The organism is Sphingomonas sp. PP-CE-3G-477 (genome assembly GCF_003050745.1).
Classification (GTDB): Bacteria; Pseudomonadota; Alphaproteobacteria; order Sphingomonadales; family Sphingomonadaceae; genus Sphingomonas.
Genome location: NZ_QAOF01000013.1, coordinates 1 through 24,424, shown reverse-complemented (window position 1 = coordinate 24,424; position 24,424 = coordinate 1). Strand labels below are relative to the sequence as shown.

Sequence of the window (24,424 nt, the reverse complement as noted above, 5' to 3'; positions counted from 1 at the left end):
ATCCCGCGCGATGCCTGAAAGAACCGGATTGTCGGAGCGGCGATGGACTGGCACCATCTGCCGGGTCAATTCTGTCGGGGATCCCATATCCAAGCCTGCCTTCACCATCGCCTTGCTTGGTGCGATCGTCCTGACCTCGCCTGCGGTCGCGGCATCGTCGAACCAGTTCGATCTCGTCTGCAAGGGCAAGGAGCAGAAGCGCACCGGCGTGCCAGCCACCGCATGGACCGAGCGGTCCCGGATCGATCTCGATGCCAAGTGCTGGTGCTGCGGCGCATGCAAGGCGCCCGCGCAGATCAGCTCGATCACCGCCGACGAGATCCTCATCTCCGACAGCCGCGCCGCGATCGGCGGGCCTCCCGATACCGAACTCAAGCTGTCGCTCACCCGCGGCACGGTGAGCGAGGCCGCGATGATGGGCTGGTCCGGATCAGGCGCCAGCCTGGCCGATGGCACCTGCCGCCGCGAATATTTCAGCAGCTTTCCCGCGCGGCGCTTCTGACGCGATGCGCTCGGCGCTGACCGTGCCGTCAGCGTGCGATACGCAGTCAGCGCCGGATCGGCGGGAGGCGGCGGCGGACGGGGCGTCGCGGCGTGAACCCGCGAGGCCGGACCGGCGCGCGATCATGGACGCGATCGGACGGCGGGTCGTGCTGCCGCCGGGCGCGCAGCCGCTCGATCGCTATGCGCGCTTCTACGCCAACGGGCCCGGTGGCGAGGTCACAGGCGTTTACGTCGGGCTGCCTCCGCCGGAATGGCCGCACGGGACGCGGCGATGGGTACGAAGCATCGACGACTTGCCGATGATCGACCACGGCGGGTGTTCGGTCATCGGCCTTGTCTACGATCCCGCGAAACGCACGCCGCGCGCCGTCGGCTGCAACGGCCCACCACCCCCGGACGCAGCGACTGAAAGAGGCGGATGATGTTCGGACTGGCTGTCATGCTTTGGGCGATGACCGGCTGTACGCCGGGTGGCGAGTTCCAGCCCCGCTTGTGCCCCACACGGTTGCCGAGGGTCACCGCGGTGCAGATCGAGCGTGACGGCATCGCGCGCTGGCAGGAGACCGATGGCGAGCCGCGTTGCGCCGGCTTCCGCCCGACGCCGGCCGATATCCGCTGGTTCCTCGCGCATGCGGGCAGCGCGGACCCGCATGACGTCCACATGACGCTGCCCGAATCGCCTTGCGTGGCGCGGGGCCGGGTGCGGTTTGTCGGTGGGGGCAGCGGCCGCTGGCAGGTTGATCGCACGGGTAACGGTTTGCTCGATCGTCCGGGTCGCGCGCGTATCACGCTCTATTGCCGGCGATGCCGCAGTCGCCCGTGGAGTCAGTAACTTTCAGGGACCTTCAGCGACGTACCGGAGAACGCGATCATGGCTGCCAACGCATACCAGGCTTTCCTGCTGGACCCGGACCGGGCCGCGCGCCGCGCGGAACTGGAGCGGGTTTTCGGTCCGAACGCACACAAGTTCATGGCCGTGTACGACACGCTTCAGGCGGATGCCGCTGGGGGCAAACTGAAATTCCGGCTGTTCGGCGGCGGTTTCAGCGTGCCCGCGTTCCTGTTCGGGCCGGTCTGGTTCCTGTATCGCAAGATGTGAGTGATCGCAGGCGTGATCGTCGCGGCGATGGTCGCGATCTCGCTGATCCCGGGCGCGGCGCGGGCGGGCCTGCCGATCGGGATCGCGCTGGGGCTGATGGCGTACCGTGTCTATGTCCAGCATGCGATCGGCGCCTTGGCCAAGGCGCGACGGCGCGACGGCACGATCGATCCGCAAGACATCGCGCAGGCCAGCGGCGGCTCGCGGATAGCGGGCTGGATAAGTGGCGGGATCTATGGGCTGTTGATCCTAATATCGATCGTCTCGATCGTCCTGCTGGTCCAGGCCGGTGAGCCGATCCCGCGATAGGACAGTGCGTTCGGCGCGACGATCATGCGTTCTGGCACCAAGCCTGTGATCGACGGGAAGCGATCGGCGGCCTCGCGCGACGCGATGCCGGGCGACCCGCTCGATCCATCGCGCGCGCGGCTTGGCGCCTGGGCGCTCTATCTCGGCATCGCGGTGAGCGTGTCGACGCTGATCGGGGGCGCGATCTTCGAGGTGGGGCCGTTCGCGTGGAGCCAGGGGCTGGTCGATCGCCTGTTCGAGCGCGACAGCATCGTTCTTGCGGGGCTGCCGGTGGTCGCGCTGACGCTATGGCTGCCGATCGCGGTGCTGGGGCGTATCCCGAGACGCCCCGAACGCGCCTTCCTGTGCGGCATGCAGGATGCGATCGATCCGAAACGCAATCCGAATTGGAAAACGCGGCTGCCCTCGTCGGATGCGCGCAGGCGAACGCTGCGACGTGGCCGGCGGATCGCGCTCGTCGCCGCGGCCGGCGTAGCGATGGCTGCCATCGTGGGCTATCGGCTCACCGGACAGGCGCCCGCGGATGCGGGTCGGCCGCTGCCGCGGGTGACGCTGGCCGAGATCACGCGGTCACGCGTGGCGGACCTGCCCAGCCCTGTTCGGCTGGTGGATGCCGAGCCCGGCTACGATCGAGCCTGGCGGCGGAGTTGGCGGATGCGGACCAGCGCGTACGAGGATTATTATCTGCCGCTGTACGCGCCCCGACAGGTGCGAACAGATCCCGTCGCGGTCGTCATGTTGGCAAGCTATCCCCAAAGCAGCGAGGGGATCGAGGCCGATCCCCCGGTGCCCCCGCTCGACGGCACGCTGTCCGCCGCGCGCCTGCCGGCCTGGATGCGTGCGCGAATGCGCCAGCATGGCTTCGAACCGGCACGCGACGCACTGGTGTTTCGGCGGCAGAGGCTCGACGGGCGGATGCCCGGGACCGATCCGGCGGGGCCGGCGCTGTCGCTGATAGTCGGGGGCGCGCTGGTCTTTTCCTGCCTGATGATGGCGTGGATATCGACGCGGTCGCTGCGTGCGATGCGGCCGGCCCGCTGACCCGGGCGTCTCTCAGCGCTGATCCGGCCAGCGCTGCAACAGCCAGAGTGCACCAGCGATAAGCGCAGCCCAGATCGCCAACACCAGCAGCGAGCCGCGCCATCCCGATCCGGGAACGCAGATGTCGAGTGTGGGATCGTCGTCGCCGCGCGGCCGCCCCGCGATCGCGAAGGTGAGGCGGCGCGCGAGCCAGAGCAACGGGCCGTCGATCGCCCAGATGTCCAGATCGAGGACATCGAGCACATGGCGTGCCGGTGCGCGCTCGTAGGCGGAGATCAACCGCGCGACGAGCCTGGGGACGAGCGCCAGGGACGCGTCGTGGCCCATGACCCAAGTGGCCGGGACGCGGCGGGCACGACGCTTGAGCAGACGTGCGACCCCGGCGGGCGGTTCGTCCTTCACGCGTCGGGTACGGGGCACGCGCGACCGTGCGCCGCCCAAGTCGTCACCGACATGCGCGTCCCCTGCCATACATCGCACACGTAATAGTCGTGATGCCGCATCACCGCGCTCACGCCCAGGTTGCCCAGCGTGGCGAGCAGCGCACCCACGAGCGACACGCCCAATATGGTCACCGCAGTCACCTCCGCCGCCTTGCGGTGCCAGCCGGGCACAGGCGCTGGCAGCAGCATCAACGGCCCGATCGCGGCGATCCCGGCGCCGAGCGGCACGATGCCCAGCAAGGCGCTCGCAGTCTCGATCGTCGCTGCGTCCGTGCGCAACGCGCGGATCCAGATCACCAGATCGTGCACCCCCCAGGCCCCGAAGCCACCGCCCCCGGCCAGGAACAGGATCGCGGTCAGGCACCGCTTCCAAGCCGGGGTCGGGGGCAGGGGCGTATCCGGTGTCCTGCGGCGCGGTTTCGATCGCGGGCGTTTCGTCGTGGCCATGCTTAGCCGTGCGCCGGGTTGTGATGTCGGGGCGGCGTGTCATGCGGCCGTGCGATCGTCAGGCTGCCGTCGCGTTTCCGCATCGGCGGCACGGGTGTCGAACGGCATCGGAAATCGATCATGTGCAGGCCGCAAAGACCGGTCGCCGCCGACTTAACCTTTTGGGTAGATGCGTAGTCCTATCCCTGCGGGGATAGGACGGCTGGTATGCTTGACTAGACCGCGTAACTTTCATTGGCCGTGCGCTGCAGCGATCACGTGTCCCTTGCGGTCGATCACCGCCCAAGTCCCGTCGACCATAGTGTGATGTTCGTCGTCGAGCCGTTTAAGCTTGCACCCGGTACAGACCTCGGCGCGACCATGGTCGAACGGATACCCCCAGTCGTACCCGGTCACGATCGCCGGTCGGAGGTCGCGACCATAATAGGTGAGCTTGCCGTGCTTCAGTCCGCGCACCAAACCTTCCTGGAAAGGGTCGGCGCTGTTGTCGAGGATGAAGACGCTGACGGCTCGCCCGTCACGTCGGACATAGGCGATCCCCGCGCCCCTTATCCTGACCTCTGCCAGGCCGCCGTCGAAGGTCATGCGGGCAAGATGCGCTGGGTCGATATGCGGCACGTCATTCTCAATCCGCGCGCACGGTCCGTGCGGTTCCAGCTCGCCGCCTTGCGCTACGTAGGTGCAATTGAGCGGAAAGGCGGTTGCTTGCGGGGATGCCGCGAGGAGAGTGACGGCGAGCGCGGCGATCACGATAACCCATCCGGCGGGACCTGAGGATCATGCGCGAATCGCTCGTCCAGGCGGTTCCGTTCCTGGTGCTGCAAGCCGCTCCCGCGCGCTCGCGGAAACATATCCCGGAATCGCCTGACGCCCGCGCGCAGGACGAAGAACATCAGGCCGAGCACCAATGCCCATGGCAGGACAGCGGACAGGAAATAGATCAGCGCGATGATGCTCGACCGCATCGTTTCTCCGGCGTCTCCGAATGCCGCGCCGATCTGTTCCCCGAACGCGGTCTTGCCGTCGTAATAGACCCAAATCGCCGATGTCACGACACGGTTCTGCGCCTCTGCCAGTGTCATACGACTGGCGACGGTGTCCTTCTCGCCGGCCTTGGCCTGAGCGTCGGCGATCTGCTTGGAGAGGTCCTCGGCCTCGAATTCGCGCGACGTCATCGTGCCATTCAAGCTGGCCACGGGCGCGATCAGGTCCTGCCCAAATTTCCGCGCGTCACCGCTGGCGACGACGAAACGGGTGGATCCATCGGAGCTTCCCGTGCCAGCGCTGCGATGCATCTCCTGCATCCGGCACCGTGAGAGACCGAGCTGGTCGCACATCGCTATATGCCGATCCTGCGCCTGCGTGACCACATCGCCCGGCAGCGTGAAGTGGTAGCTATAGCCATAGGACATCTGTGCCGCAGTGCCGCCTCCGCTCAGCGTGGCCCCACTTTGATCACGGCTTTGCTCGCTACATCCGGATAGAGCCAGAACGATCAACGTCGACGACAATAGTAATCTTTTCAATGGTGTAATCCCGTCCATACAGTCTTGCCGGATCAATCGATTGACGTCGATGGTCATTATCGCTGTCGTTCTTGTAATAGGCTAGCTTTTGTTAGACGCCCCCTTCTACTGTCCGCACGTAGGCAGAACGACGGGGGAAGTTCGTGGCTCATTTTGCGAAGTCGAACGGTGCGGCAGGTCGGATTTGGCGGCGCATCGACGAAAAGGTCGGCGCGTTTCTGTGGGTGTTACTGCTCCCGCTGCTGCTGATCGGCGTCGGCGTCTGGGAGCGCGGGCGCACGGCCGAAACTTTGAAAATCTACGGCGAGGCGGCACGATCGATGCCAGCGGTGCTCGACGAACTGCGGCGCGTCGCGGCGCAAGATCCTATGGCGATGATCGAACAGGTCGACGGCGCGGAACGGCGCCGTGTCACCGCGGCGATGGCGGTCGCCGACGTCGAGCGCTCACTTCCCCTCGCCGAGCGCGGCGCGATGCTGTCGCGCATCCGCGGGCCGCTTGCGGATATCGTCATCATCGGCGGACTGGCGGCGTTCCTGGCTGCAGCGGTGGGCATGGGAAACGCATTCCAGGCCGGCGCCGCTGCACGACGGTCTCGCCCGCAGCTCATCGCCAGTTTCTCGCGCGTGCATCGTATCCTACCCTTCATGCTCGGGCTCATGGTGCTGGGTCTGGCCGTGTCGGTTGTCGCCATTGCAGCCTTCGAGACGATCGGCATGTGGTTCTGGGACCGTATAAGCGGTGGCGGCATCAAGCTTATGATCTTCGGACTGATCCTCGCCGCGATGGCGGCCTATGGTGCGTTTTCGGCACTCCGCCTATGGTGCGTTTTCGGCACTCCGCGGCATGCGCGACATTTTTACGCTCAACACCCCCGATCCGATCCACGAAGCCGGCCGCGTCATGAGCGAAGCCGAGGCACCGGGCCTATGGCGGCTGGTCCACGACGTGGCGGCGCGTCAGCACGCGCTAGTGCCCGATACCATCGTCATCGGCATGGACGGCGGCTTCTACGTCACCGAACACCCGGTTACGTTGCGGCCGGGCGGGCAGAATCTGGACGGGCGGACGTTGTACATTCCGGCGCCCTATCTGGAACTGCTCGACGAAGAGGAAATCGTCGGCGTGGTTGGGCACGAACTGGCACATTTCGTCGGCGAGGATACCTCCTATTCCCGCCATTTCTCGCCAATCTATACCGGGCTAGGTAGGGCGCTCAACGTGATGGGCGAGGCGAATGCCAAAGGCTTTGCGATGTATCCGGCTTTTCGCCTAGGCCATTACGCGATCGAGCGCTTCGACCATGCCGTCATGCATTGGAGTAGGTTGCGCGAGTTCGAGGCGGACCGGCTCAGCAGCGCCGCCAACGGCCCGCATGCGATCGCCCGGTCGCTGGTCCGCATCAGCGTGATCGGACCCGTCGTGACGGACACACTGACCCGCGCATTCGAGCAGCCCACCACGGCAAAGGGTGATCTGGTATCCGCGATGGTCGACTTGGTGCGCGATCATGGATGGCCCGACGTCTCAGCGCATATCGAGGACCGACCCGCGCACCCGACCGATACCCATCCACCGACCCCGCAGCGGATCGAGGCGCTGAACCTACGGCTGGACGAGGTGATCGCCGCCGCCACGCGCCCCGCCGCCGATCCCGGCACGACACCCGGCGACACGCTGTTCGCCGACTGGCTGGCGACGCGCCGGACGCTCAGCGAGGACTTTGCGGCCACGGCGCGTAACGCCTATGCCGAGCACCGCGCCAATCTGGAAAGCACGGCGGCGGCGGTTGGCGACGAAAAGCTCGAAATATACGAGAACAGCGTGCCGATGATGTGCCTGCTAGGCGTGGTCGCGGCGCTGTTTGCGGCAGGGGCGGGCGCGATGCTGTTGTTCCTCGAAGACCCCTATTTCGCGAGTGACCGGTCCGGGGCGCTGATCACCATAGGCGTATTGGGCGCGATCGCGGCGGGAGTGCTATGGATCGTGCTGATCCTTAACCGGGTCCGGCGCGAGCCGCTTTTCATCTTGAGCCGGGATACGATAACGCTGCGCCGGCTGGCTCGTCCGCTGCGTTGGCTCGACATCGAGGCCTACCAGATCAGTGCCGGCGGCAAGCTGAAGACAGTTTTCGCGATCGTCGACGATGTGGCTTTGCCGCAGGTGATGCGGTTTTCGCCGCGAACCCAGGTCGTTACGAAGAAACGCTGGGTACAGGTCTATTGCTATGGGATACGCGGCATGCGCGCCAACGCGTTTCTCGCGCTGCTCGACCGCTACGTCGCCGCCGCCTACGCCCGCGCGGCGCTGGAGAAACAGGGCCCGACCGCGGACCCCATATTCTAGACGCGATCACTTCTTTCGTGCGTAGAACCCCGAAAAAGTTACATTCATGCCACCGCAATTGTTGTTGTCGCGCGCGAGCAGGTAGGGACCGCGCCGGTACATGCGCACGCGGCAGAGATACTCGTCACCCTTGGTGTAGGGCAGGGTGACGCCCTCATTGTCGGTGAAGGACAGCACGCCGGCGAGCGGGCGCGCCTTGCCGCTCATCTCTCCGGTATGCACCCCGCCAATCTTCACGCGGCCTGGATCGCCCATTCCCCATGTCGCGTTTCCTTTCACGGACAGCATTCCGTCCTTCCGGGTTGTGATCACGATGTCCTGCTCGGGGGCGGACCAGTGCCCGGACCAGTCGCCGGGGCGCTGCGCCGCCGGTGGCAGAAGGGCTAGCGCAGCCGTCGGCAGCCAGCCGATCGTTCCGATCCCACGCGGCCCTTGAAACCCGGCGCAGGTAAACGGCCCTTGCGCCTTCGCGACGAGCACCACGTTCCCCGGCACGACATAGGAGGCCAGCTTGCAGCGGGCGTTTACGTCGGGACAGCCCGGCTTCAGGGCCGCGTCGGACACGAAATAGGCGCGGGGCGCTTCAGGCTTGACCGCGGCGACCCGAACCGCCGGCTGGACGATATCGCTCCAAACGCAGCCTGCCGACGTCATGGAAGGCCACGCCATGCACGCGACCGCCGCAGCGAACCCAACGATTTTCATAAGGAGACTTCCCTGTCGTTTGAAGGCTGTTCGCACATCGAGGCCGACCGGCACAACACTCGCCCGCGCGAATTGCCGCATTGACCCAAGATGAGCGACCGCGGCATGTTGCCGCAATGCCCCAAGCCTTCATTACCTGCACGGCCCAGTTCCTGCCTGGGCTGCCGATCGGGAACGCTACGATGGGCGATCATATCGGACATTTGTCGCCGCAATCGGACCGCCTGGGACGGCTGGTGCTGCGTCAGAACCGCATTCGCACACGTCATTATGCGATCCAGCCCGATGGTTCCACGGACTGGACGCTGGCAACGCTTGCTGCCGAGGCGGTGCGCGAGTTGCTGGCGGACGCGGAGATTGACAGGCGGGCGATCAGCTATCTCGCCACCGCGACGACACAGAACGACCTGCTGGTGCCCGGGCTGGCGAGCGGAGTGCACGCCGCGTCCGGCCTGCCACCGCTCGAGATCGCCAGCCTGCAGAGCGTCTGCGCCAGCGCGATGATGGCGCTGAAAACCACCGCGCTACAGATCCGTGCGGGCGAGCATCGCGCCGGCATCGTCGTCGGCGCCGAATTCGCCAGCCGATATTTCCGCCCCGGCCAGTATCGCGGCACCGCTTCGCTGGGCGAAGACGGCACGTTGCCAGCCGATGCCGAATTCCTGCGCTGGACCTTGAGCGACGGCGCGGCCGCGCTGGTCGTCGAGGATCGACCGGCTCAGCGCGGGCTGTCGCTGCGCATCGACTGGATCTCGGTGCGCTCCTTCGCCGATCGCTTCGGCCCGTGCATGACAGGCGGCAGCGCGCCTGGGCCGGATGGCGCGGTGCTGCCGTGGAGCCTGCACGACGGCGCCGAGGCAGCCGCGCGCGCCGGCGCGTTCCAGTTGCGGCAGGACGTCGACGCGCTGCACCGGATGCTGCCGGTATGGCTGGGCGAACTGATGCGGCTGGTCGACGAGGGGAAGGTCAATATCAGCAAGGTCGACTGGTTCCTGTGCCATTTCTCCGCGCATTCGCTGCGCGAGGAGATGGTCCGGTTGGCCGTGCGGGCAGGCTGCATGATTCCCGAGGACCGGTGGTTCACCAACCTTTACGACAAGGGGAATGTCGGTGCGGCGGCGTTGTTCCTGCTGCTCGACGACCTGATGCGTTCGGGACGGCTCGTGCCCGGCCAACGAATCCTGTGCGCCGTGCCCGAAAGCGGCCAGTGCGTGATGGCGTATGCGGGGTTGACCGTGGTGGAGGGCGATAAATGAGCGTGACTGACCAGATCGAAGCGACCAATCGCGGGCTGGCGCGCGTGTGGATAGAGTTCGAGAGCGCGTTGATCCAGGTGCCGGTGATTGCGCGGCTAACCGGCGGGCGCCTGCGGCTCGAAGAGTATCGCAGCCTGCTGCGCAACCTGCGCCAACAGGTGGTCGAGGGGGGGCGCTGGATCAGTCGCGCCGCGTCCAGCTTCGGGCCAGCGCATGAGGACCTGCGTTCGATGTTCATCACCCACGCCGCCGCCGAGCATCGCGACTATCGTCTGCTCGAACAGAACTATGTCGTCGCCGGCGGTACGATCGAGGACATACGCTCCGCGCCCAAGAATATCGGGACCGAGGCGCTGAGCGCGTTCATGTATCAGGTGGCCTCGCAGCCTGACCCCGTCGGTCTGCTCGGCGCGATGTTCGTCATCGAAAGTCTGGGCAATCGCCTGGCCGGACCCTGGGCGGACAAGATCGCCGCGCAGCTTGACCTCGCGCCCGATGCACTGACGTTCCTGCGCTATCACGGCGAGAACGATGCCGCGCATATGGACGAGTTCGACCATGCCCTCACGTTAGCGGTCGAGTCGGGCGGCGCGGCGGCGTCTGCGGCGATCGTCCGCCATGCGCGGATCGTGGCGCGGCTGTACCGGCTGCAGCTCGAGGAGTTGGACAATGGGTGAGTACGCCGTCCGCGACCATGATCCGAACGATCCCGATCCCTGGCTGGCGCTGGCACTCGATCGATCGCTGCCGTTCGAGCCGATCGCCAAGGCGGCGTTGATCCGGGATCAATCCTCGCGCTGTCGCCAGTTTCTGCTTCCGCTGGTTCGCCCCTTCGCGCGGTTGACGATCATCGTTGCCCAGCTCATCCATACGGTCAGTCCGCGCTGGCCCCATGCGCCGCGATTCCTGCACCGGTCGATCGCACTCGGCATGAAGCACCTGCTGTCGCGCGACGCCAATCTGCTGATCCTGCGTCATTTTCACCTCGGCGCACAGATCCTGCGGTTCATTTCGGATAATGCCACGCCAGGCTTCCATCCGCCGCTGAAACCCATGACGCCGCGCCGGATCGACGATGTGCGCGAGGACCTGTTCCTCAATCACGATCTCAACATCTACAATTACCTGATCGGCCTCAATTGCGAGCTGGAACGACGCGGCGCCAGCGTCGCGCGCGTGGACAGGATCGACTTCTCCGCGATCACCGACGAGATCGTGCTCGATCCGTTGCCCAATGGCCGCCTCAACGTCGTCGACCTGCAGACGGCGATCGAGCTCTATACGCCTGCCTACGCGATGCTGCTGACCGATCGCGATTTCTGGCGCGCTGCTAATTCGCTTCAGCTCGACGAGACGATCGGCCTCTACGTTGCGCGGCTGACGGGCGAGGAGAAGCATCTAGCGATGATCAACAATCGTCATCCGCTCGTGCCCTTCTCGACCTTGGGGGCGGGCTTCCGGCTGGTGTTGCACGGACTGTCGACCGAAGTGCTCCACGGCTTTCTGCGTGAACTCAAGGCGCGCCAGCGCGATCAGCCGGCAATGCCCTCTGCGACGACCGCCGCATAAGGCTTCGAGCGACGCAAATGCCGCCCGTCTCGGTCGTCGAGGTGGGCCGTCAGGTCGGGGTGTCGATATCATCCCACGAAATGTCGAAATCATTCTGGAAGCCGGTGAGCCAGTTCAGGGCGTTGTGGCGTTCCATGACAACGTCGCCATTGAGAATGTTTAGAAAAATTTCTTTCTGATGCGCCTGCCGTACGATCCAGTGTTCAAGCCAACTGCGATCCAACGCATCCAGGATCTCACCGGGGGCACGCAGTTGTAAGCCGGCCGTATCGCCGCTTCGGGCGAAGACCTCCACGGAAGACCAGAGCATGTCGACATCGATCATCCGGCCGCTGTCGCCGATGCTCGCAGCATCGATGCCGAGCGCCCAGAGCAAGGTGTTCGCTGCCTCGTAGCGCCACGTCATTGATGCCGCAGCGACCGGATCGATCGCGGTGCTTTCCAGGAACAGGCTTTCCTTTGGCGTGATCGCCGAGAAACCGACAGGATTGTACGCGCGCTGTCCTGCTGGGATCGGCGTCATGTCGGTTTCATGCACTTGGCCCTGAGCCGCCATGTAAAGCAGCGCGAGGGCACGTCGGAGAATTTCCGGCAGAGGCTTCAATGCAAGCTCGGCCTCGCCGATCGCAGGCGGTATGCTTACCGGCGGTTGGGGTTCCAGGCCTATGAGCCTCGCGCGGGTACGCTCGCGGCGTGCCACGGCGTCGGCTTGATACGGTAGTGTCGCGGTCGGATCACTCTCCCCATCGGAGGAAAGAAGAACCGCCATGTTCGGCGCGCGCACCGATCCGTCGGATAGGAAGAAAACAACGTTGGCGTTATTGGCCCAGAGCGCGAGCGCTGCAAGGTCGTCTGCGGCGACTTCGAAGCTGAGGTGGTGGCGAACGCGTTGAAGGTGGCGCCACAGATGGTAGCGCGCCGCCGTCATCTGGCCATCTCCGCGGCCCAGGACATAGCCGACGAAGCCTTGAAGATGCGGCGCGAGTTCCGGATCGGACAGGTCGCGATGACCGATAAGGGTGTGCGGGACGTCCATCGCCGGCAGATCGCGCACCGTGGCATACGCGTTGACGAGCAGCGGCTTGGCGGCGGTAGATGGCCTCTCCTCCGGCTCGGTCTTTCCCAAGAGACGTTTCAGAAAGCTCATCATTCCTCCAAGTTCTGCCAGACGGGTCGATTGACGAGTAGTGGGTGCCTCGCATTGGCTGACTCGCTTCAAGCGGCATAGAAGCGCAGGTGAACGGACAGGAGCTTCCGCTCCCCTAATTGCTTCTCCATCCAGTAGCGTCGGTATATGACAGTTCCGGCTGCAATCGGGCAACCGATCGCGAGATGAGACCCTCGCTCGGCGGCAACGATTTGTGAGGTTTGGCGGAAAGCTGTCGTTGCAGCTATCGTCCCCGCACGAGCAGTTGGGGAACCCTATGAATCCGTTAGATGAGATCGTCGCCTTCGTCGAGGGACATACGTCGCTACGTGACTTCGTCCGCACATCACGGGAGAACGAAGCCCTTGGAACGGTGCTCGAAGAAGACGTCACGATCCGCCCCTATACTGACGCCGGCAATCTGATGCTTTACATCTTGCAACAGGACTGGTCGTCGCTTGCGGCGCAGGTGTCGGTGCAAGATGCGATGTCGCAGTTTTTGCATGTCAAAGGCAGAGACCACACCCTCGATAGGTCCCCGCTGCAGATTTACGAGGCGATACTTGCCTACACGCCGGCATGGCTATGCCTACCGGAATTCTTTGTGGACCGGATTGTTAAGCACGCGAAGGATGCACTGGACCGAAAGTCCCTGGCGGTCATGGTCAAAAACGAAATCACAACGTCGTTCCGATGTCTAGAAAAGCCGCCCCGATGGGGACAGTCGCCGAACTGGATCTGCGTCGACGAGCGGCCGTTGTTGTTCGTGGGCTAGGTGGGTCTCGGCCATCTGATGCACGACAACGCCCAGGTCTACCTGTTCTTCGACGATGTCTCGGCAAAAGTTATTACGCTAATCCAGGTCGCTTGACGTTGCGGCAGCGCGGGCAGATCATCGGGGCATCGCGTCGGTTTCCGACCGCTGCGGCCTATGAAACGGTGCCGGTTCTCATCGCCTCGAGTTTGCATTCCAATGAGCGCACCGGTGTCGTTCGTCGTGCAGAATGATGTCGTGCTCCGCGTGATCGGCGGGACATGGGCGATCGACGCGACCTACGGCTGGCGTGTCGCGATTCGCAATGGCGTCGAGCAATGGCACGGCAACGCGATGGACTGGCCGCACGTTCGGCGCGTTGTGGAAGCGAACAACGCCGAATGCTGCTCGACCGGCGGATCGTATGTCGAGCAGCTCCCGCTCGATCGACGAACGATGCGGGCCGCGTCGGTAGGCTATTCGCACGGTGCTCGGCCGTTCCCGTGACCCCGCCCCCAAGCCGTGGCCGCGGCCCCGTTACGGAAAACCGCACGCGCGACCACCGTCCGGCCAAGAAGGCGAATTTGGGCGCAAGCGAATTCTCGCTGCACGGTGTGTTCTGGATGATCCTCGTCATGATTGCTGTCACTTTGTGCACGATCTTTTTCGTAATCCCCATCATGTTACAGGATTACCGCGACGCCACGACGCTTCAATCGCGTGGTGTCGTGACCACTGCACAGGCGGTGCGCATCATTAAGTATCCCGGCAGCGCCCGTTCGGGCCCGACCTACAAACTCAATTTCGTGTTCCGCATCGGCTCGCTGCCCGGCCCGATCATGGACGAAGCCGATATCACCGCACACGAAGCGAATATCGTGCGCATCCCGTCATCGGTGCCGATCGTGTATGATCCGTTGCATCCTTCGCTGGCGGCGCTGAACCTTTGCGGCACGGTTCACCGCCGGCACCCGCTGACCGAAACGATCGGCTGGATGGCGCTGGTCTTCGTCATCCTGGCGACTGCCTGGGCAGGCTACATTGTGCTGCTTGTCTCGACATTGCGGGAACGCCGCGCGCGAAACGGGCGATGATCGGGTCCGCTCGCCGCGCGGCGGCCAAGTCGGCCGGCCGGCACGATGGAACGTGGGGATCGGGCTTCGGTTCAGTCGATCGGTGCCGCATAACCGAGGCTATGACCGAGAACCCTTATCTCGCCTTCGCAAGCAATCCGAATGAGGCTCCGTTTGTGCGAACGGCACGTAGCGTGAGCCTTCGTGTCCACCTTGCCGCTGTCATCCTGCTCGTGACGGGCGCCCGTCCGGCGGCGGCGTGGGAACCGGTCGTGCTTCCCGCCGCCGTCAAGGCTAAGCTGCCAACCGGATATGTCGCGCGCGTGGCGTCCTGCAGCCGCACTTGGGACCCGCCCCAGCCGATCTGCATCGTCGTCGTCGCGCGTCCCGACGAAGGCGGAGAGGGGCGGTCGGCGATGCAAAAAGCGTCCGCTCGTCCGTTGCTGGTCTATCGCCTCGCCGGCGGCGTCGCAACGCTGATCGATCGTAACGACCGGATCGTGCTGCACCGCGACGAGGGCGGACAATGCGACCCGGTCGAGGACGCGGGACAGATCGCGATCAAGGGTCGTTACTTCACGCTCGAGAGCGGTGTCGCGTGCGGCCAGCACTGGACGGACTTCACGACGTTCCGTTTCGACCCGGCGCTGCGGTCGTTCGTTTGGCAGAACCGCATTTTCGAGTCATCACGGTTGAACAGCGGCGCCGGACCTAGTGCTCCGGCGATGGTTCCCAACGGGCGAAAGGTAACGCGTGCGGACCCGAGGCACCCGATACGACTTGGTGCCTATCGTCCGCGCTGATCGCGCGATACGGTGCAGCTAGAGGGTCGTGGGGCACTGTCAGACCAAATGCACCGACCGTTAGGGGAGGGAGGGTAGAGCGCACGAATGCCCCGCCCGCGCAAACCAGCCAGCCCGTTCCGCTATTTCAACTCGTCGCCCGAGGTGATCCGACTTGTGGTGCTGATGTACGTGCGCTTTCAGCTGTCGCTGAGGAATGTCGAGGATCTGCTGTTCAAGCGCGGGATCCAACATCTGCCACGAGACGGTATGGATGTGGTGGAACCGGTTTGGTCCGCTGTTCGCAGGCAACATAAGCCGCCAGCGGCCCGCGTCCGCACCGACATGGGGCAGCACGCCCGCCGCCAGCAGCGTCTGCGCGAGCGCAGCCATGTCGGCCGTCCGGTCTACCGCCACGACGCCCGCATGCGGAGCGTCCGCCTCCTCGGGCGGGCACACGCTGTCGCGGGTGGTCGCGATGTGGTGCTTGGGCAGCGCAGGCTCGACCGGCGACAGATAGCGGTCGAGCGAGTCGACGATCGGGCCCTGCGCCTTCGTCGGGCCCTGCGCCTTCGCGCGCCACTGGAGCCGGAGCGGTACCTCGCGTCCATCGGGTGCAGCCAAGACCAGCGTCAATCTGTTCTCATAGGGGAGGAATGCGTGGCGCACGAAGGTCCAGCACTCGCCGACCGGATGGCCAACCTGGTCGTAGTCGACGAACGCACGCACCACGCAGTAGCGCTTGCCCCGCCGCAGGTGACGGAATCCTTGCGGCGCGTCGGCGGGCTTGCGTCGGAACCAGGCGAACATGGCTGCTAGACACACCCCTCGAAAGTTCGCGTCAAGTCCGAGCCGTCGAACCCGCGCAAGCCTCTTGCGTTACACACGCGTGACCTCGTCCGACCAGCCTCGCATCCGCACCGTTCGGCAGGTCCTGCTAAGTGTGTTCGCGTCGCCCGCGATCGCCTCTTGCCGGACCAATCTGTGATGATCCGGCAACTTGCGCAGACCACACCGTCCGCGGCACGGGCATGAGCCTCACCGCCTTCCTCCGCCAGTACCACGCGACCGGGCGGGAGAAGGGCGACGGCTACGATCCGTCGATGTTCGCGGACATGGATCCAGGCGAGCGGTCCGAAGCGCGCGCCGCATTGCTGCAACGCGCGCTCGAAGGCGATACGACCGATCTGGCCGGGCTGGCTCACGTCGGCGACGCGGCAGCGATCGCGGCGTTGCGCGCGGCGGCGGGCAACGGCCAGTTGCGTGCGCCGGACCGCGATCTGGTCCTGTGCGAGACGCTGTTCACGCTAACCCGCGACCCGCGCGATCTCGATCCGGTTCTCGCCTGGCTCGACGCGCGCGACACGGACGCGCGCAGGCGGGCGGCGGAGCTGCTCGCGCGGCTCACGCTGCCGCCGACCTTGGCGGAGCCGATCACGCGGCGGCTCGGGTGCTGGCGGCTCCGCTCGGCGGGGCTGCCACTGGCGACCGCATGGCTGGCGACACAGGGGCTGCCGACCCATCGCGTTGACGGGTTCCAGGCACATCTGCCGCTGGTCCGGCGCATCCTCGCCGCGTGGCCGTGCCGACGCGCGCGCGTGCTGGCGGCGATCGCCGCTGAGTTGCGGGGCACCCGGCCGTGACGGATCACCGATCCGCCGGTCGCGAATAGTCGGTGCGGCTGACCTCCACGATGCGGCCCTGCTCCAGCCGACCCTCGACCAGTTCGTACCCCATCAACGCAAGGATGCGCGTTCCGAGGAAGATCGGCCGGGCGTTGCCGTACCAGTCGACGCACGACGCCTGGCAGCCTCATCGCGCGCATCGCCCGGCCGTGCCGCCAGCTCGTCCGCCAGCACCAGCCGTCTGCCCTTGCGCCGGAGGAACGCGATCGCCGAGCCTGAGCCGAGGAAGCGAGCGAGGCAGCTGTCGCTCAGCGTCCGCGTGACGGGCAGGCCGAGCGTAACCATTAAGAGATCGAATCCGCCTCGTACGCATCGCTTTGTGCTGTCTGTCCTCTGAACCCGCTAATTCGGATCTTGGATTGAGGTAAACGAGTGTCCGGTTGGGGAAGCGCGGCGTGGTGGAAACCGACTGGTCCGGATGGTACTGTCAGATTAATTAAAATCTGGTTCGTTCTGGATCTGGCTTGTCGAAAGCGGCTGCCTTAGCCCAGCATCGACACGAAACAATTCGGCGTCGTACAGTGAACGCAACGAGGTCTTACGAGGCTTTGCGGTTGCCCGAACCAAGCTGGTTAGGTGCGGTGCATTAGCTTCGACATTACTGACGCGGCTCGTGGCGAATGAGGATGCGGGCTTGGCGACATGTTCTCGGACGTGGTTGAGGCGGAGTAGGCTCTCGGGGCTAGGCGGCGATGCGCATATCACGCGCGTCGCCTTGCTTCGCTTCTCCGGATTTGATTTGGATCGGAGATACGGCGATCGACAGGAGCGTTTGCAGCAGAGCCCGGTGCAAGATAGGATAGTTCTCCAGAACCACTATCGGTGAGGATCCATGGCGGAAGTTCACAAGACTTTCATCGGTGGCGGCGGAGATGACTGGTTCAGTCACATCGTCGAAAGTAATGCGGAACGGTATCGGAAGACTAATCCAAGCTACAAATGTCCATATTTCGCCTGGACAGCCGATCTTGCAATCCCAGCCGCGTTGCGCGCCCCTCCACAGGGCAGCAATATTACGGTGGTCGGTCACAGCTACGGCGCGGACACGGTCTTTTCCGAGATCCAGCGAGGTCGTCCGGTCACCACTCTGATTACGATGGACCCGGTCGCCCGTTTGCGTCCGTCCTGGACGACGATCCGTTCGCGCTGTTTCGTATGGCTCAATGTAAGGGCCGAACCGTCTGGAAAGAACCGGTCCTTCGATGACACGATAGCCGGCTTTGGCGGCAAGTACCCAACGCCGCCAAAGCCCGGAGAACCCGGCGCTCCGAATTACGCCTATAACCCGGACTCAACGCACGGCGCGTTCGACACGATGATGCGGCTTGCCAACAAACAGGGGGTCAGCGGCCGATCGTTGTTGGGCGGCAATGGCGTCGGGTAAGGCAAGAAACATGGCGCACTGGATCCGCTGGCTGCTCGCCTTGCTCCTGCTTATTGCTTCGGCGACCATCATAGCGTTGTGGCTGTTGTTTCCGTGGGGACCGATCCACGACGTCAAGGTCGAGCAAAGCCGGTATTTGAAACGCAAAGTCGGCCCCTCGAACCCCGGAGCCGCGCCGCATCAGATCGTTGTTGTCTTCTCGGTGCCCAAGCCCCTGGAAGCCGTTCGTAACGACAAGGGTGCAGGCTTCATCAACGCTACCTTGTCGGGCTGCGACGACACCGACCGCATCGCGCGAGAAGTCGTTACTCAGGGTGCCGGTTATTTCCCGGACGAAGGACGCGTCCGAGCCTTGCCGGCAACGCCGGGCGAAGCACCACGCCGATATCGTTATCGAGCGGTCTTCGACGATCCGCGTGAGGCAATGCCGGCAGGCCAGCATCGGTCATCGGATACCCCGCGCCAAGTTGAGAACCTCTGCTTCGCGCTAGACGGCGGCAGCATGTGAGCGGGAAAGCTCTGGTCCGACACGGTCCGTGTCGGGCCCCAGTAGGACACACCACCCGATTTCGCCCGCGCGCCCCGGGCTAGGGTCCACTGACCATCAATGTCGGCGAACAGAGCGGCTCAGGTCGCGGGCCGCAGCCCTTCGGAGGGTCCTGTCAGACCAAATGCACGGCTCGTTAGGGCAGGGGCGGGTAGGCGGCCCCGATGCCCCGCCCCCGCAAGCCTGCAGCCCGTTCCGCTACTTCAACTCTTCGCCTGAGGTGATCCGGTTGGCAGTGATGATGTACGTCCGCTTCCCGCTATCGCTTCGGAACGTGGAGGACCTGCTATTCGAGCGCGGGATCGACATCTGTCATGAGACGGTACGTCACTGGTGGAACAGCTTCGGCCCGATGTTCGCAGGTGACATCCGTCGCCAGCGTGTGAGCCGCATGCGGGGCCCTCGCCAGTGGCGATGGCACCTGGACGAGATGTACGTGAAGCCGAACGGAGAGATGGTCTACCTGTGGCGAGCGGTCGACCAGGAAGGCGAGATCCTCGAGAGCTACATAACCAGGACTCGCGACAAGGACGCTGCACTCAGGTTCATGAAGAAGGCGCTCAAGCGCCATGGCTCGCCCGAGGCGATCACAACCGACTGGACTGACATCGGGAACGCACTTGGCATTTCCAAGCAAGCTGCTCAGCAACGTTTCAAGCCAGCGGAAACGAGCGATGACCTACCCGGCTACGAAGGTGAGACGATTGTCCGGCTTGGCGCAACCGCATTTGACTAGAGGGCCATACTGCGCGTGGAGGGCAGCAAGGGCAACGAAATGATCGCGACGGGCGCCCTCAAGATGGCATTCCGCCCCACCAGCTATCCTTGGGAATATCGGCGAGGGATCATTGCGGTCGCAGTGACGACCGAGATGAAAAAGGCTGGCTGGACCTATGTATCGAGTTGGTTGCCCTTTCACTATTTTAAGGGTCCGATGTCAGCGGAGTGACGGCCAAAGGCGTGCCTCTCGAAAAGATCGCCGGGAGCGGACCGCAGACTTACCATTGTTTGCATGTCGAGATCGACACCTGTCGTTTCCCGTTTCTCCTATCGTTCAACGGGTTGTGGGAAGCGGGTCGCGTTCTCAATCAACGATCGAATTTCGGAAATGTCCGGGTTGGGGGAAGGAAACCGTTCACGCGGTCAGCAACTGCCTCGGTCCGCTCCAGGGACAATTATCAAACGCTTGTCTAATGCCCTGCATCCACACCGTGCTGCAAACTTAGCCGCTAGCATCGGGCCTGCAGTAAACGCATTATATTCGGGATCTGTGACCAAGTAAAAATCCTCCTAATCGACAGTTCAATTGCTGACAGGATGCTTAAATATGGTCGCCAGCTTTCGCTATTTGTCCCCAACGAATATCGGTGTTCTCGCGACACCTTGCTGTCGATGAACCTCATGAAGTTGATACTAGCGTAGAAAGCGGAAAGCGGAAATGGGCGTTCTTGTCCGATCCGGCTTTCTCCCAAGGAACGACGATCGAGACGGCCATCCTCGTCTCGGAATCGTTCCCTTTTGTGAACGTCGCTAGCGTCTTCGGCGCCACGACACCATCCAACTTTAGCAGTACCGCTCTGGGTGGCAGATGCCGATTGAGCCGGTTGTGTATCAGTCGAGTATTCCGCCTGTGGTTGACGCCGTTCCGTCCTACCGAATGCTGCAGTATCGACATGCGAGCTACTTTGTCAGCGAGTGAAATAAACGGCGGGGCCATGCGGCTTGTCGTCCGGTAGGACGTACCCTTTCCAGCGTGTGATCAACTTCCCCTCCTTATTCTCCAAGGAGAACAGCGGATCTCCTACTGCGTAGACGGCATTGCCGTACTTGTCCGTCGTGCCGCCATCGGAATAGCTCTTGAATGCTATGTCGATGCCTCTCGCACCTCGCTTGGTAGTGCACGCGATCGTCTCGTCGATCTGATACCCTTCTGCGGAAAATTTGCAGGACAATGCTGTGAGAGTAAGAGTGTAAGCAACGGTAGCGGCGGTCCCCGCGGCATTGGCCCAGCCTCCGAACTCGTACGAGTACCTGCCGTTCCAGTCGGACGAAGGTTCAACCGTCTTTGTGACGGCGTCTGAAGTCGCAACCGTCGTAGGCGAAGCTTGAGTTTTTGGTAAAGCATCTGAGACGGCGGCAGCCGAGTTTGCCGAGACCATTGGCGACGCCCCAGCATCCTGCAATCGACTACAAGCTGCGGTTCCGCCGAGCAGCATTAACGACGCCGAGGCGGTGAACCGTTTCTTAATAACCATCCCCGCAGGCGCCCTTCTCAATAAAGTGCCAAAGAACAGAATTTCTGGAAGCTTTCCTTCAATACGCCAGAGGCCACTAAGGTGCAAATGCCGATCCCTGTGACATCCGTCGCGTGATGCCGCGATATGTAGTGAGCTATAAGCACCCTGTCGATGCGATATACTGGATCGCAACCCAAAGGGTCCGCGCATTGTGCTTGCGGGGGCGTCCTACCCTGGAGGTTCGCCTCAATAACGGCCGGACGACAGCCCATTCCTCATCGGTGCAGTCGCTTGCGGGTGCGAAGCGCCCAATCCGAAACGCGTCTACCGCGTCATGAAAGTGCACGGGCTGCTGCTGCAGCGGGACGGCGAACGCCGTGAGGAACGGCGTCACGATGGCCGGGTTGCCGTCGACCTCCACAACACCCGCTGGTGCTCCGACGGGTTGGAGATCACCTGTGACAACGGTGAGAAAGTGCGTGTCGCCTTCGCACTCGACTGCTGCGACCGCGAGGCAATGGGACACGTGGCGACAACGGGCGGCATCACCGCCGAGGACGTCCTGGACTCGATGGTTGCCACGGTCGAGCATCGCTACGGACAGGTGAACCGCGTACCCGAACCGATCGAGTGGCTCACCGATAACGGCAGCTGCTACGCCGCTCGCAACACACGCGCCTGCGGCCGCGGCATTGGACTGATCCCATGCAAGACCCCAGTGAGCAGTCCTCAATCGAACGGCATGGCGGAGGCGTTCGTTCGCTCCCTCAAGCGCGATTATGTCCGCGTGAACCCAAGGCCAGATGCGCAGAGTGTCATCGACCAGCTGCCCGGCTGGTTCGCCCATTATAACGACGTGCGTCCCCACCGCGCTTTGCGCTATCGATCACCCCGCGAGTTCATCGCGCAAACCTGCGAGGCTCTGTCAGGCCTTTAGGGGGCAACAACATTAGCCCAACGGTACCATGTAGCCTTGCGATATGACTGACAGCGCTAATGACGCGGCGGTGAAAGTGCCAAGTAGCCGAAACGTACGCCTTTGCTTGCCGCCTTCGTGTGTTTCCAGTTTCATTATGCCGATCCTAAACTTGGTCGCTGATAGGCCTGCGGAGGCTTGCGGAGAACGTGCTGTGTTAACATTCAGCCTAGAGCTGCGTATCCCAGCATCTGCCCCACGAGTTGGGTAGCGGCGATCACATTGCATTTCACGGGCAGGCCGTGTCTGTTTTATCTCACCGCGCAGCCGGCGAACGCGTAGATAAAATTACAATTCTGTAGGAGAGGTTGAGACGCATGATCCAGGCTTCGATTTTGTTTAGTGTTACTACTGCAGTTTTTGCCACGGAATGCCGCGGACGGACACGAGCCACTGCTGTGGGCAAGCATGTAAAGGCGGGCGCGGATGTGCCTGCAGACTTCCAAATGTTTGTTGTCCGACGGACGCAGTGCGACCATTTCAGAGGTGAGGAGTCCTATAATGCGACGCGCGCAGCTGACCGTGATTGCCAACTAGATGCTTCGTGCGATGGTACCGATGCGGAGTTGGCCCGACTGAAGCGAGCATATCACCGCGATCGGGGCGCGATGCAGGCGCTCGCCGTATACGATCCTCATATCGAATAGGACTCGATGGACAGGACACCTGACCTTGATGATATTGCCGTAGTTGGAGCGTAATTGCACACACGTACGCGATCTGGGACACTGGTTGCCAAGGTCAGAAAACAGGATCGCAGATGTGGCCATTTTCGGGTAAACGCGTCGAGCCGGCTAGAGCGTTTGCGCATCTGCGCCCCGGACACCGCTACCACGTCGTAAAACCGTTTATCGACCATGATGGGATTTGCCACTCAAACGGTGAGATGTGGACGTTCGTGGGATCGGCCTTCCTGCCCTATGAGGACGGACTGACTCTTGACGTCGTTTGGGCAGACGGCCTGCAACGGACGATCCGGCTACAAAGGAGGCCCGATGCTGAAGGCCCTATGATTGACGCGATCGAAAGCCATATCGCCGAGGATTCGCCCGCCAATTCAAGGCTATCGCTTGCCATCACGCGTGACAGCATCTGTCTCGCTGATGATGTGTACGCCCCACACGCTAGCATAATCAAGATTGATGGGGATGCAGATGCCCGGGACATCGCGCGCGTTATCATGGCCTCGAGCGGCCTCGTGTCGGTAGGGACGAGAATGACATGGCGGATCAGCATTGGTGCCGACCATGTTGTTTTCGGACGGCGGAACTTGCGCCGCTTTATACAGGTTGCTGAACCGTGGTCCGGCTATGTCCGCGCGCAAGACTTACGTGAGGTCCATGTTTTCTATCACGCGCAAAGTGATCCAGAAGAAGTCATTCAGATGCTCAAGGAACGCAAATTGGGTCAGCCGGATAGACTTTCGTCGGAGTAGTTCTGCTTCCTGAAACGGCTGATTGGAAAGGCGTGGATCGGTATCCTATTGGCTTACGATGCTATGGGCTTGGAAGCGAGGCTGTTTCAGCCGTATTGGATGACCATTTGCTGCTCGCGATGAAGGACACACCGGCGATGAAGGTTTTCCTGCTGTGCACGATCGCGCTGACCGCGTGCGGCTCAACTAAGGACCGACCCGACGTGGACCTTCCCACCAAAGCGGCGAGCCCAGATGCAGCGAGTTCGCGACCGGGCAAGGATACGATCCGAGCGTTGGCCGTAGCCAGCAAGAACCTCCCGACGAAATACGTGAAGGCCTTGTCGTGCGACTTCGACGAGAAGCCTACCTCTGCCGTGCAGAGCTATCACAAGACGGCAGCGGGCCGAGCCGAGCGCGCACGCGACGTAACGCTGCTCAAGTCGCTTGGCTTCACGCGGGAAGGACGCGACGGCGATCTTGAGAGCGTGGGGGGCAAGATCACGGCACCCTCCGGCCTAACGGTTCTCGGCTTGCCCACGGAATCGGCGGAGTTGAATGGCATGATCGGCGATGCGAACGCGATGTACGTCACGGTTTTCGGCAACGGCGTTACTGTGAAACAGGTCGTCAAGGCCGCCCGTCTGCAGGCGGATTTTGAATCCTATAAGAAGTACAAGATACGGCACTACAGTAAGCGAGTTGCTGGCAACCCATCTACTCAATTATATCTGGACGACAGAGGTGGCGATAACGTTACGCTTGTATGCCAGATCAACGGTACTCCAGACTGACCAAGCTTGTTGATAGCCCGAGAAAAAAATGCTTACGTTCCCAAGGTTGTGCATAGCCTCGCAGCCCGACGCAAGCGGAATCAGGGTTGTTCTTTTATGGAGTTTATAGATGATCCGTGCGTTCTGCCTCATCCTGCCGCTTGCTCTTCTACCATGCGCGTGTGGCAGTTCTTCCACCGTCGAATCGACAAATTCTGTAGTTCTTTCGACAGCGAGAGAAGCTTCGGTCGCTACGGCACCAGTCGCTTCCTCATATCCGGGCGCATCGTCTGCCGCTACCAAACTGCCTTCTAGAGTATCCGTTGTGATCAAGCGGGCTTCTCGATCCATTTGCGGTCGGCTTTGAGCAACGTATTTGCCAGGATGATGAGCTTGCGCATTATTGC

At 63.0% G+C, this 24,424-nt stretch carries 31 protein-coding genes and 1 pseudogene; 21 read left to right on the top strand and 11 right to left on the bottom strand.

Annotated features, from left to right (window positions below):
- Positions 1-10: 10 nt before the first annotated feature.
- From C8J45_RS17385 to C8J45_RS17360, 6 genes are all read left to right on the top strand, one after another.
- Positions 11-502, top strand: a complete 492-nt coding sequence (locus C8J45_RS17385) for a hypothetical protein (protein ID WP_146168650.1) — start codon at positions 11-13, stop codon at positions 500-502.
- 124 nt (positions 503-626) lie between these two features.
- Complete coding sequence (locus C8J45_RS17380; protein ID WP_181321268.1) at positions 627-926, top strand: hypothetical protein; 300 nt, start codon at positions 627-629, stop codon at positions 924-926.
- Entirely contained in the window at positions 926-1,336 is a 411-nt protein-coding gene (locus C8J45_RS17375) for a hypothetical protein (protein ID WP_181321267.1), read from the top strand. The genes C8J45_RS17380 and C8J45_RS17375 overlap by 1 nt, the downstream gene beginning before the upstream one ends.
- Before the next feature lie 39 nt (positions 1,337-1,375).
- Positions 1,376-1,603 (top strand): DUF2628 domain-containing protein, encoded by a 228-nt coding sequence (locus tag C8J45_RS17370; protein ID WP_107964364.1) that lies wholly within the window; start codon positions 1,376-1,378, stop codon positions 1,601-1,603.
- Positions 1,604-1,912: a hypothetical protein gene (locus tag C8J45_RS17365; RefSeq protein WP_107964363.1), complete on the top strand. Its 309-nt coding sequence runs from the start codon at positions 1,604-1,606 to the stop codon at positions 1,910-1,912.
- 24 nt (positions 1,913-1,936) lie between these two features.
- Entirely contained in the window at positions 1,937-2,953 is a 1,017-nt protein-coding gene (locus C8J45_RS17360) for a hypothetical protein (protein ID WP_107964362.1), read from the top strand.
- A gap of 12 nt (positions 2,954-2,965) precedes the next feature.
- On the opposite strand, the gene C8J45_RS17355 is transcribed toward C8J45_RS17360, so the two are convergent.
- The 5 genes from C8J45_RS17355 to C8J45_RS17335 form a co-directional block, all read right to left on the bottom strand.
- On the bottom strand, positions 2,966-3,373 hold the full coding sequence (locus tag C8J45_RS17355; protein ID WP_146168648.1) for a hypothetical protein: 408 nt from the start codon (positions 3,371-3,373) through the stop codon (positions 2,966-2,968).
- A complete protein-coding gene (locus C8J45_RS17350; protein ID WP_107964360.1) occupies positions 3,352-3,843 on the bottom strand; it encodes a hypothetical protein in 492 nt (163 codons plus the stop codon). The genes C8J45_RS17355 and C8J45_RS17350 overlap by 22 nt, the downstream gene beginning before the upstream one ends.
- A gap of 231 nt (positions 3,844-4,074) precedes the next feature.
- On the bottom strand, positions 4,075-4,593 hold the full coding sequence (locus tag C8J45_RS17345) for a hypothetical protein (RefSeq protein ID WP_107964359.1): 519 nt from the start codon (positions 4,591-4,593) through the stop codon (positions 4,075-4,077).
- Positions 4,590-5,426: a hypothetical protein gene (locus C8J45_RS17340; RefSeq protein WP_146168647.1), complete on the bottom strand. Its 837-nt coding sequence runs from the start codon at positions 5,424-5,426 to the stop codon at positions 4,590-4,592. The genes C8J45_RS17345 and C8J45_RS17340 overlap by 4 nt, the downstream gene beginning before the upstream one ends.
- A 241-nt stretch (positions 5,427-5,667) precedes the next feature.
- Positions 5,668-5,925 carry a hypothetical protein gene (locus C8J45_RS17335; protein ID WP_107964357.1) on the bottom strand — a complete coding sequence of 86 codons (258 nt, stop codon included), beginning with the start codon at positions 5,923-5,925 and terminating at the stop codon, positions 5,668-5,670.
- Positions 5,926-6,167: 242 nt separating this feature from the next.
- On the opposite strand from C8J45_RS17335, the gene C8J45_RS17330 reads away from it, so the two are divergent.
- Positions 6,168-7,715, top strand: coding sequence for a M48 family metallopeptidase (locus tag C8J45_RS17330; protein WP_181321266.1), 1,548 nt, complete (start codon positions 6,168-6,170; stop codon positions 7,713-7,715).
- Positions 7,716-7,721: 6 nt separating this feature from the next.
- On the opposite strand, the gene C8J45_RS17325 is transcribed toward C8J45_RS17330, so the two are convergent.
- Positions 7,722-8,501 carry a hypothetical protein gene (locus C8J45_RS17325; RefSeq protein ID WP_146168646.1) on the bottom strand — a complete coding sequence of 260 codons (780 nt, stop codon included), beginning with the start codon at positions 8,499-8,501 and terminating at the stop codon, positions 7,722-7,724.
- Between the two features lie 101 nt (positions 8,502-8,602).
- Here C8J45_RS17325 and C8J45_RS17320 point away from each other — a divergent pair, with 101 nt between their 5' ends.
- From C8J45_RS17320 to C8J45_RS17310, 3 genes are read left to right on the top strand one after another with little or no spacing between them, the layout of a single operon-like run.
- On the top strand, positions 8,603-9,676 hold the full coding sequence (locus tag C8J45_RS17320; RefSeq protein WP_219907399.1) for a 3-oxoacyl-[acyl-carrier-protein] synthase III C-terminal domain-containing protein: 1,074 nt from the start codon (positions 8,603-8,605) through the stop codon (positions 9,674-9,676).
- Positions 9,673-10,353 (top strand): iron-containing redox enzyme family protein, encoded by a 681-nt coding sequence (locus C8J45_RS17315; RefSeq protein ID WP_107964353.1) that lies wholly within the window; start codon positions 9,673-9,675, stop codon positions 10,351-10,353. Before C8J45_RS17320 ends, C8J45_RS17315 begins: the two co-directional genes overlap by 4 nt.
- Positions 10,346-11,245 (top strand): DUF6999 family protein, encoded by a 900-nt coding sequence (locus tag C8J45_RS17310; protein ID WP_107964352.1) that lies wholly within the window; start codon positions 10,346-10,348, stop codon positions 11,243-11,245. The genes C8J45_RS17315 and C8J45_RS17310 overlap by 8 nt, the downstream gene beginning before the upstream one ends.
- Positions 11,246-11,294: 49 nt before the next feature.
- On the opposite strand, the gene C8J45_RS17305 is transcribed toward C8J45_RS17310, so the two are convergent.
- Positions 11,295-12,392, bottom strand: coding sequence for a DUF4272 domain-containing protein (locus C8J45_RS17305; RefSeq protein ID WP_107964433.1), 1,098 nt, complete (start codon positions 12,390-12,392; stop codon positions 11,295-11,297).
- Between the two features lie 277 nt (positions 12,393-12,669).
- Between C8J45_RS17305 and C8J45_RS17300 the strand changes: the two genes are divergently transcribed.
- From C8J45_RS17300 to C8J45_RS17285, 4 genes are all read left to right on the top strand, one after another.
- Positions 12,670-13,167: a hypothetical protein gene (locus C8J45_RS17300; protein WP_146168645.1), complete on the top strand. Its 498-nt coding sequence runs from the start codon at positions 12,670-12,672 to the stop codon at positions 13,165-13,167.
- A gap of 198 nt (positions 13,168-13,365) precedes the next feature.
- On the top strand, positions 13,366-13,653 hold the full coding sequence (locus tag C8J45_RS17295) for a hypothetical protein (RefSeq protein ID WP_107964350.1): 288 nt from the start codon (positions 13,366-13,368) through the stop codon (positions 13,651-13,653).
- Positions 13,650-14,240: a DUF3592 domain-containing protein gene (locus tag C8J45_RS17290; RefSeq protein WP_107964349.1), complete on the top strand. Its 591-nt coding sequence runs from the start codon at positions 13,650-13,652 to the stop codon at positions 14,238-14,240. Before C8J45_RS17295 ends, C8J45_RS17290 begins: the two co-directional genes overlap by 4 nt.
- Positions 14,241-14,413: 173 nt before the next feature.
- Positions 14,414-15,022, top strand: a complete 609-nt coding sequence (locus C8J45_RS17285) for a hypothetical protein (RefSeq protein WP_107964431.1) — start codon at positions 14,414-14,416, stop codon at positions 15,020-15,022.
- A 60-nt stretch (positions 15,023-15,082) separates the two neighbouring features.
- Here the strand turns inward: C8J45_RS17285 and C8J45_RS19315 are convergent, their stop codons facing one another.
- The gene (locus C8J45_RS19315) at positions 15,083-15,811 is read right to left on the bottom strand and encodes a DUF3601 domain-containing protein (RefSeq protein WP_181321265.1); all 729 of its coding nucleotides are present in this window, start codon (positions 15,809-15,811) and stop codon (positions 15,083-15,085) included.
- Positions 15,812-16,032: 221 nt separating this feature from the next.
- On the opposite strand from C8J45_RS19315, the gene C8J45_RS17270 reads away from it, so the two are divergent.
- Positions 16,033-16,644, top strand: a complete 612-nt coding sequence (locus C8J45_RS17270; protein WP_107964348.1) for a hypothetical protein — start codon at positions 16,033-16,035, stop codon at positions 16,642-16,644.
- A 93-nt stretch (positions 16,645-16,737) separates the two neighbouring features.
- Here C8J45_RS17270 and C8J45_RS17265 read toward each other — a convergent pair whose 3' ends face one another.
- Positions 16,738-16,971: a hypothetical protein gene (locus tag C8J45_RS17265; protein WP_107964347.1), complete on the bottom strand. Its 234-nt coding sequence runs from the start codon at positions 16,969-16,971 to the stop codon at positions 16,738-16,740.
- A 547-nt stretch (positions 16,972-17,518) separates the two neighbouring features.
- Between C8J45_RS17265 and C8J45_RS17255 the strand changes: the two genes are divergently transcribed.
- The 3 genes from C8J45_RS17255 (at position 17,519) to C8J45_RS17245 (ending at position 19,353) form a co-directional block, all read left to right on the top strand.
- On the top strand, positions 17,519-18,070 hold the full coding sequence (locus C8J45_RS17255) for an alpha/beta hydrolase (RefSeq protein ID WP_146168644.1): 552 nt from the start codon (positions 17,519-17,521) through the stop codon (positions 18,068-18,070).
- A gap of 10 nt (positions 18,071-18,080) precedes the next feature.
- Positions 18,081-18,578 carry a hypothetical protein gene (locus C8J45_RS17250; RefSeq protein ID WP_107964344.1) on the top strand — a complete coding sequence of 166 codons (498 nt, stop codon included), beginning with the start codon at positions 18,081-18,083 and terminating at the stop codon, positions 18,576-18,578.
- Positions 18,579-18,855: 277 nt separating this feature from the next.
- Positions 18,856-19,353: an IS6 family transposase gene (locus C8J45_RS17245; protein ID WP_374956452.1), complete on the top strand. Its 498-nt coding sequence runs from the start codon at positions 18,856-18,858 to the stop codon at positions 19,351-19,353.
- A 952-nt stretch (positions 19,354-20,305) separates the two neighbouring features.
- Here C8J45_RS17245 and C8J45_RS17235 read toward each other — a convergent pair.
- Positions 20,306-20,872 (bottom strand): DUF5991 domain-containing protein, encoded by a 567-nt coding sequence (locus tag C8J45_RS17235; RefSeq protein WP_181321264.1) that lies wholly within the window; start codon positions 20,870-20,872, stop codon positions 20,306-20,308.
- A gap of 289 nt (positions 20,873-21,161) precedes the next feature.
- Between C8J45_RS17235 and C8J45_RS17225 the strand changes: the two are divergent.
- From C8J45_RS17225 to C8J45_RS17215, 3 genes and pseudogenes are all read left to right on the top strand, one after another.
- Positions 21,162-21,791: pseudogene (locus C8J45_RS17225) on the top strand (integrase core domain-containing protein); the annotation flags it as partial.
- Positions 21,792-22,590: 799 nt separating this feature from the next.
- The gene (locus C8J45_RS17220; RefSeq protein ID WP_107964340.1) at positions 22,591-23,265 is read left to right on the top strand and encodes a DUF3601 domain-containing protein; all 675 of its coding nucleotides are present in this window, start codon (positions 22,591-22,593) and stop codon (positions 23,263-23,265) included.
- A gap of 107 nt (positions 23,266-23,372) precedes the next feature.
- Entirely contained in the window at positions 23,373-24,038 is a 666-nt protein-coding gene (locus tag C8J45_RS17215) for a hypothetical protein (protein ID WP_146168641.1), read from the top strand.
- Here C8J45_RS17215 and C8J45_RS19430 read toward each other — a convergent pair.
- Positions 23,970-24,424, bottom strand: a 455-nt coding sequence (locus C8J45_RS19430; RefSeq protein WP_219907398.1) for a hypothetical protein, incomplete at its 5' end; no start/stop codon positions are given. The genes C8J45_RS17215 and C8J45_RS19430 overlap by 69 nt on opposite strands.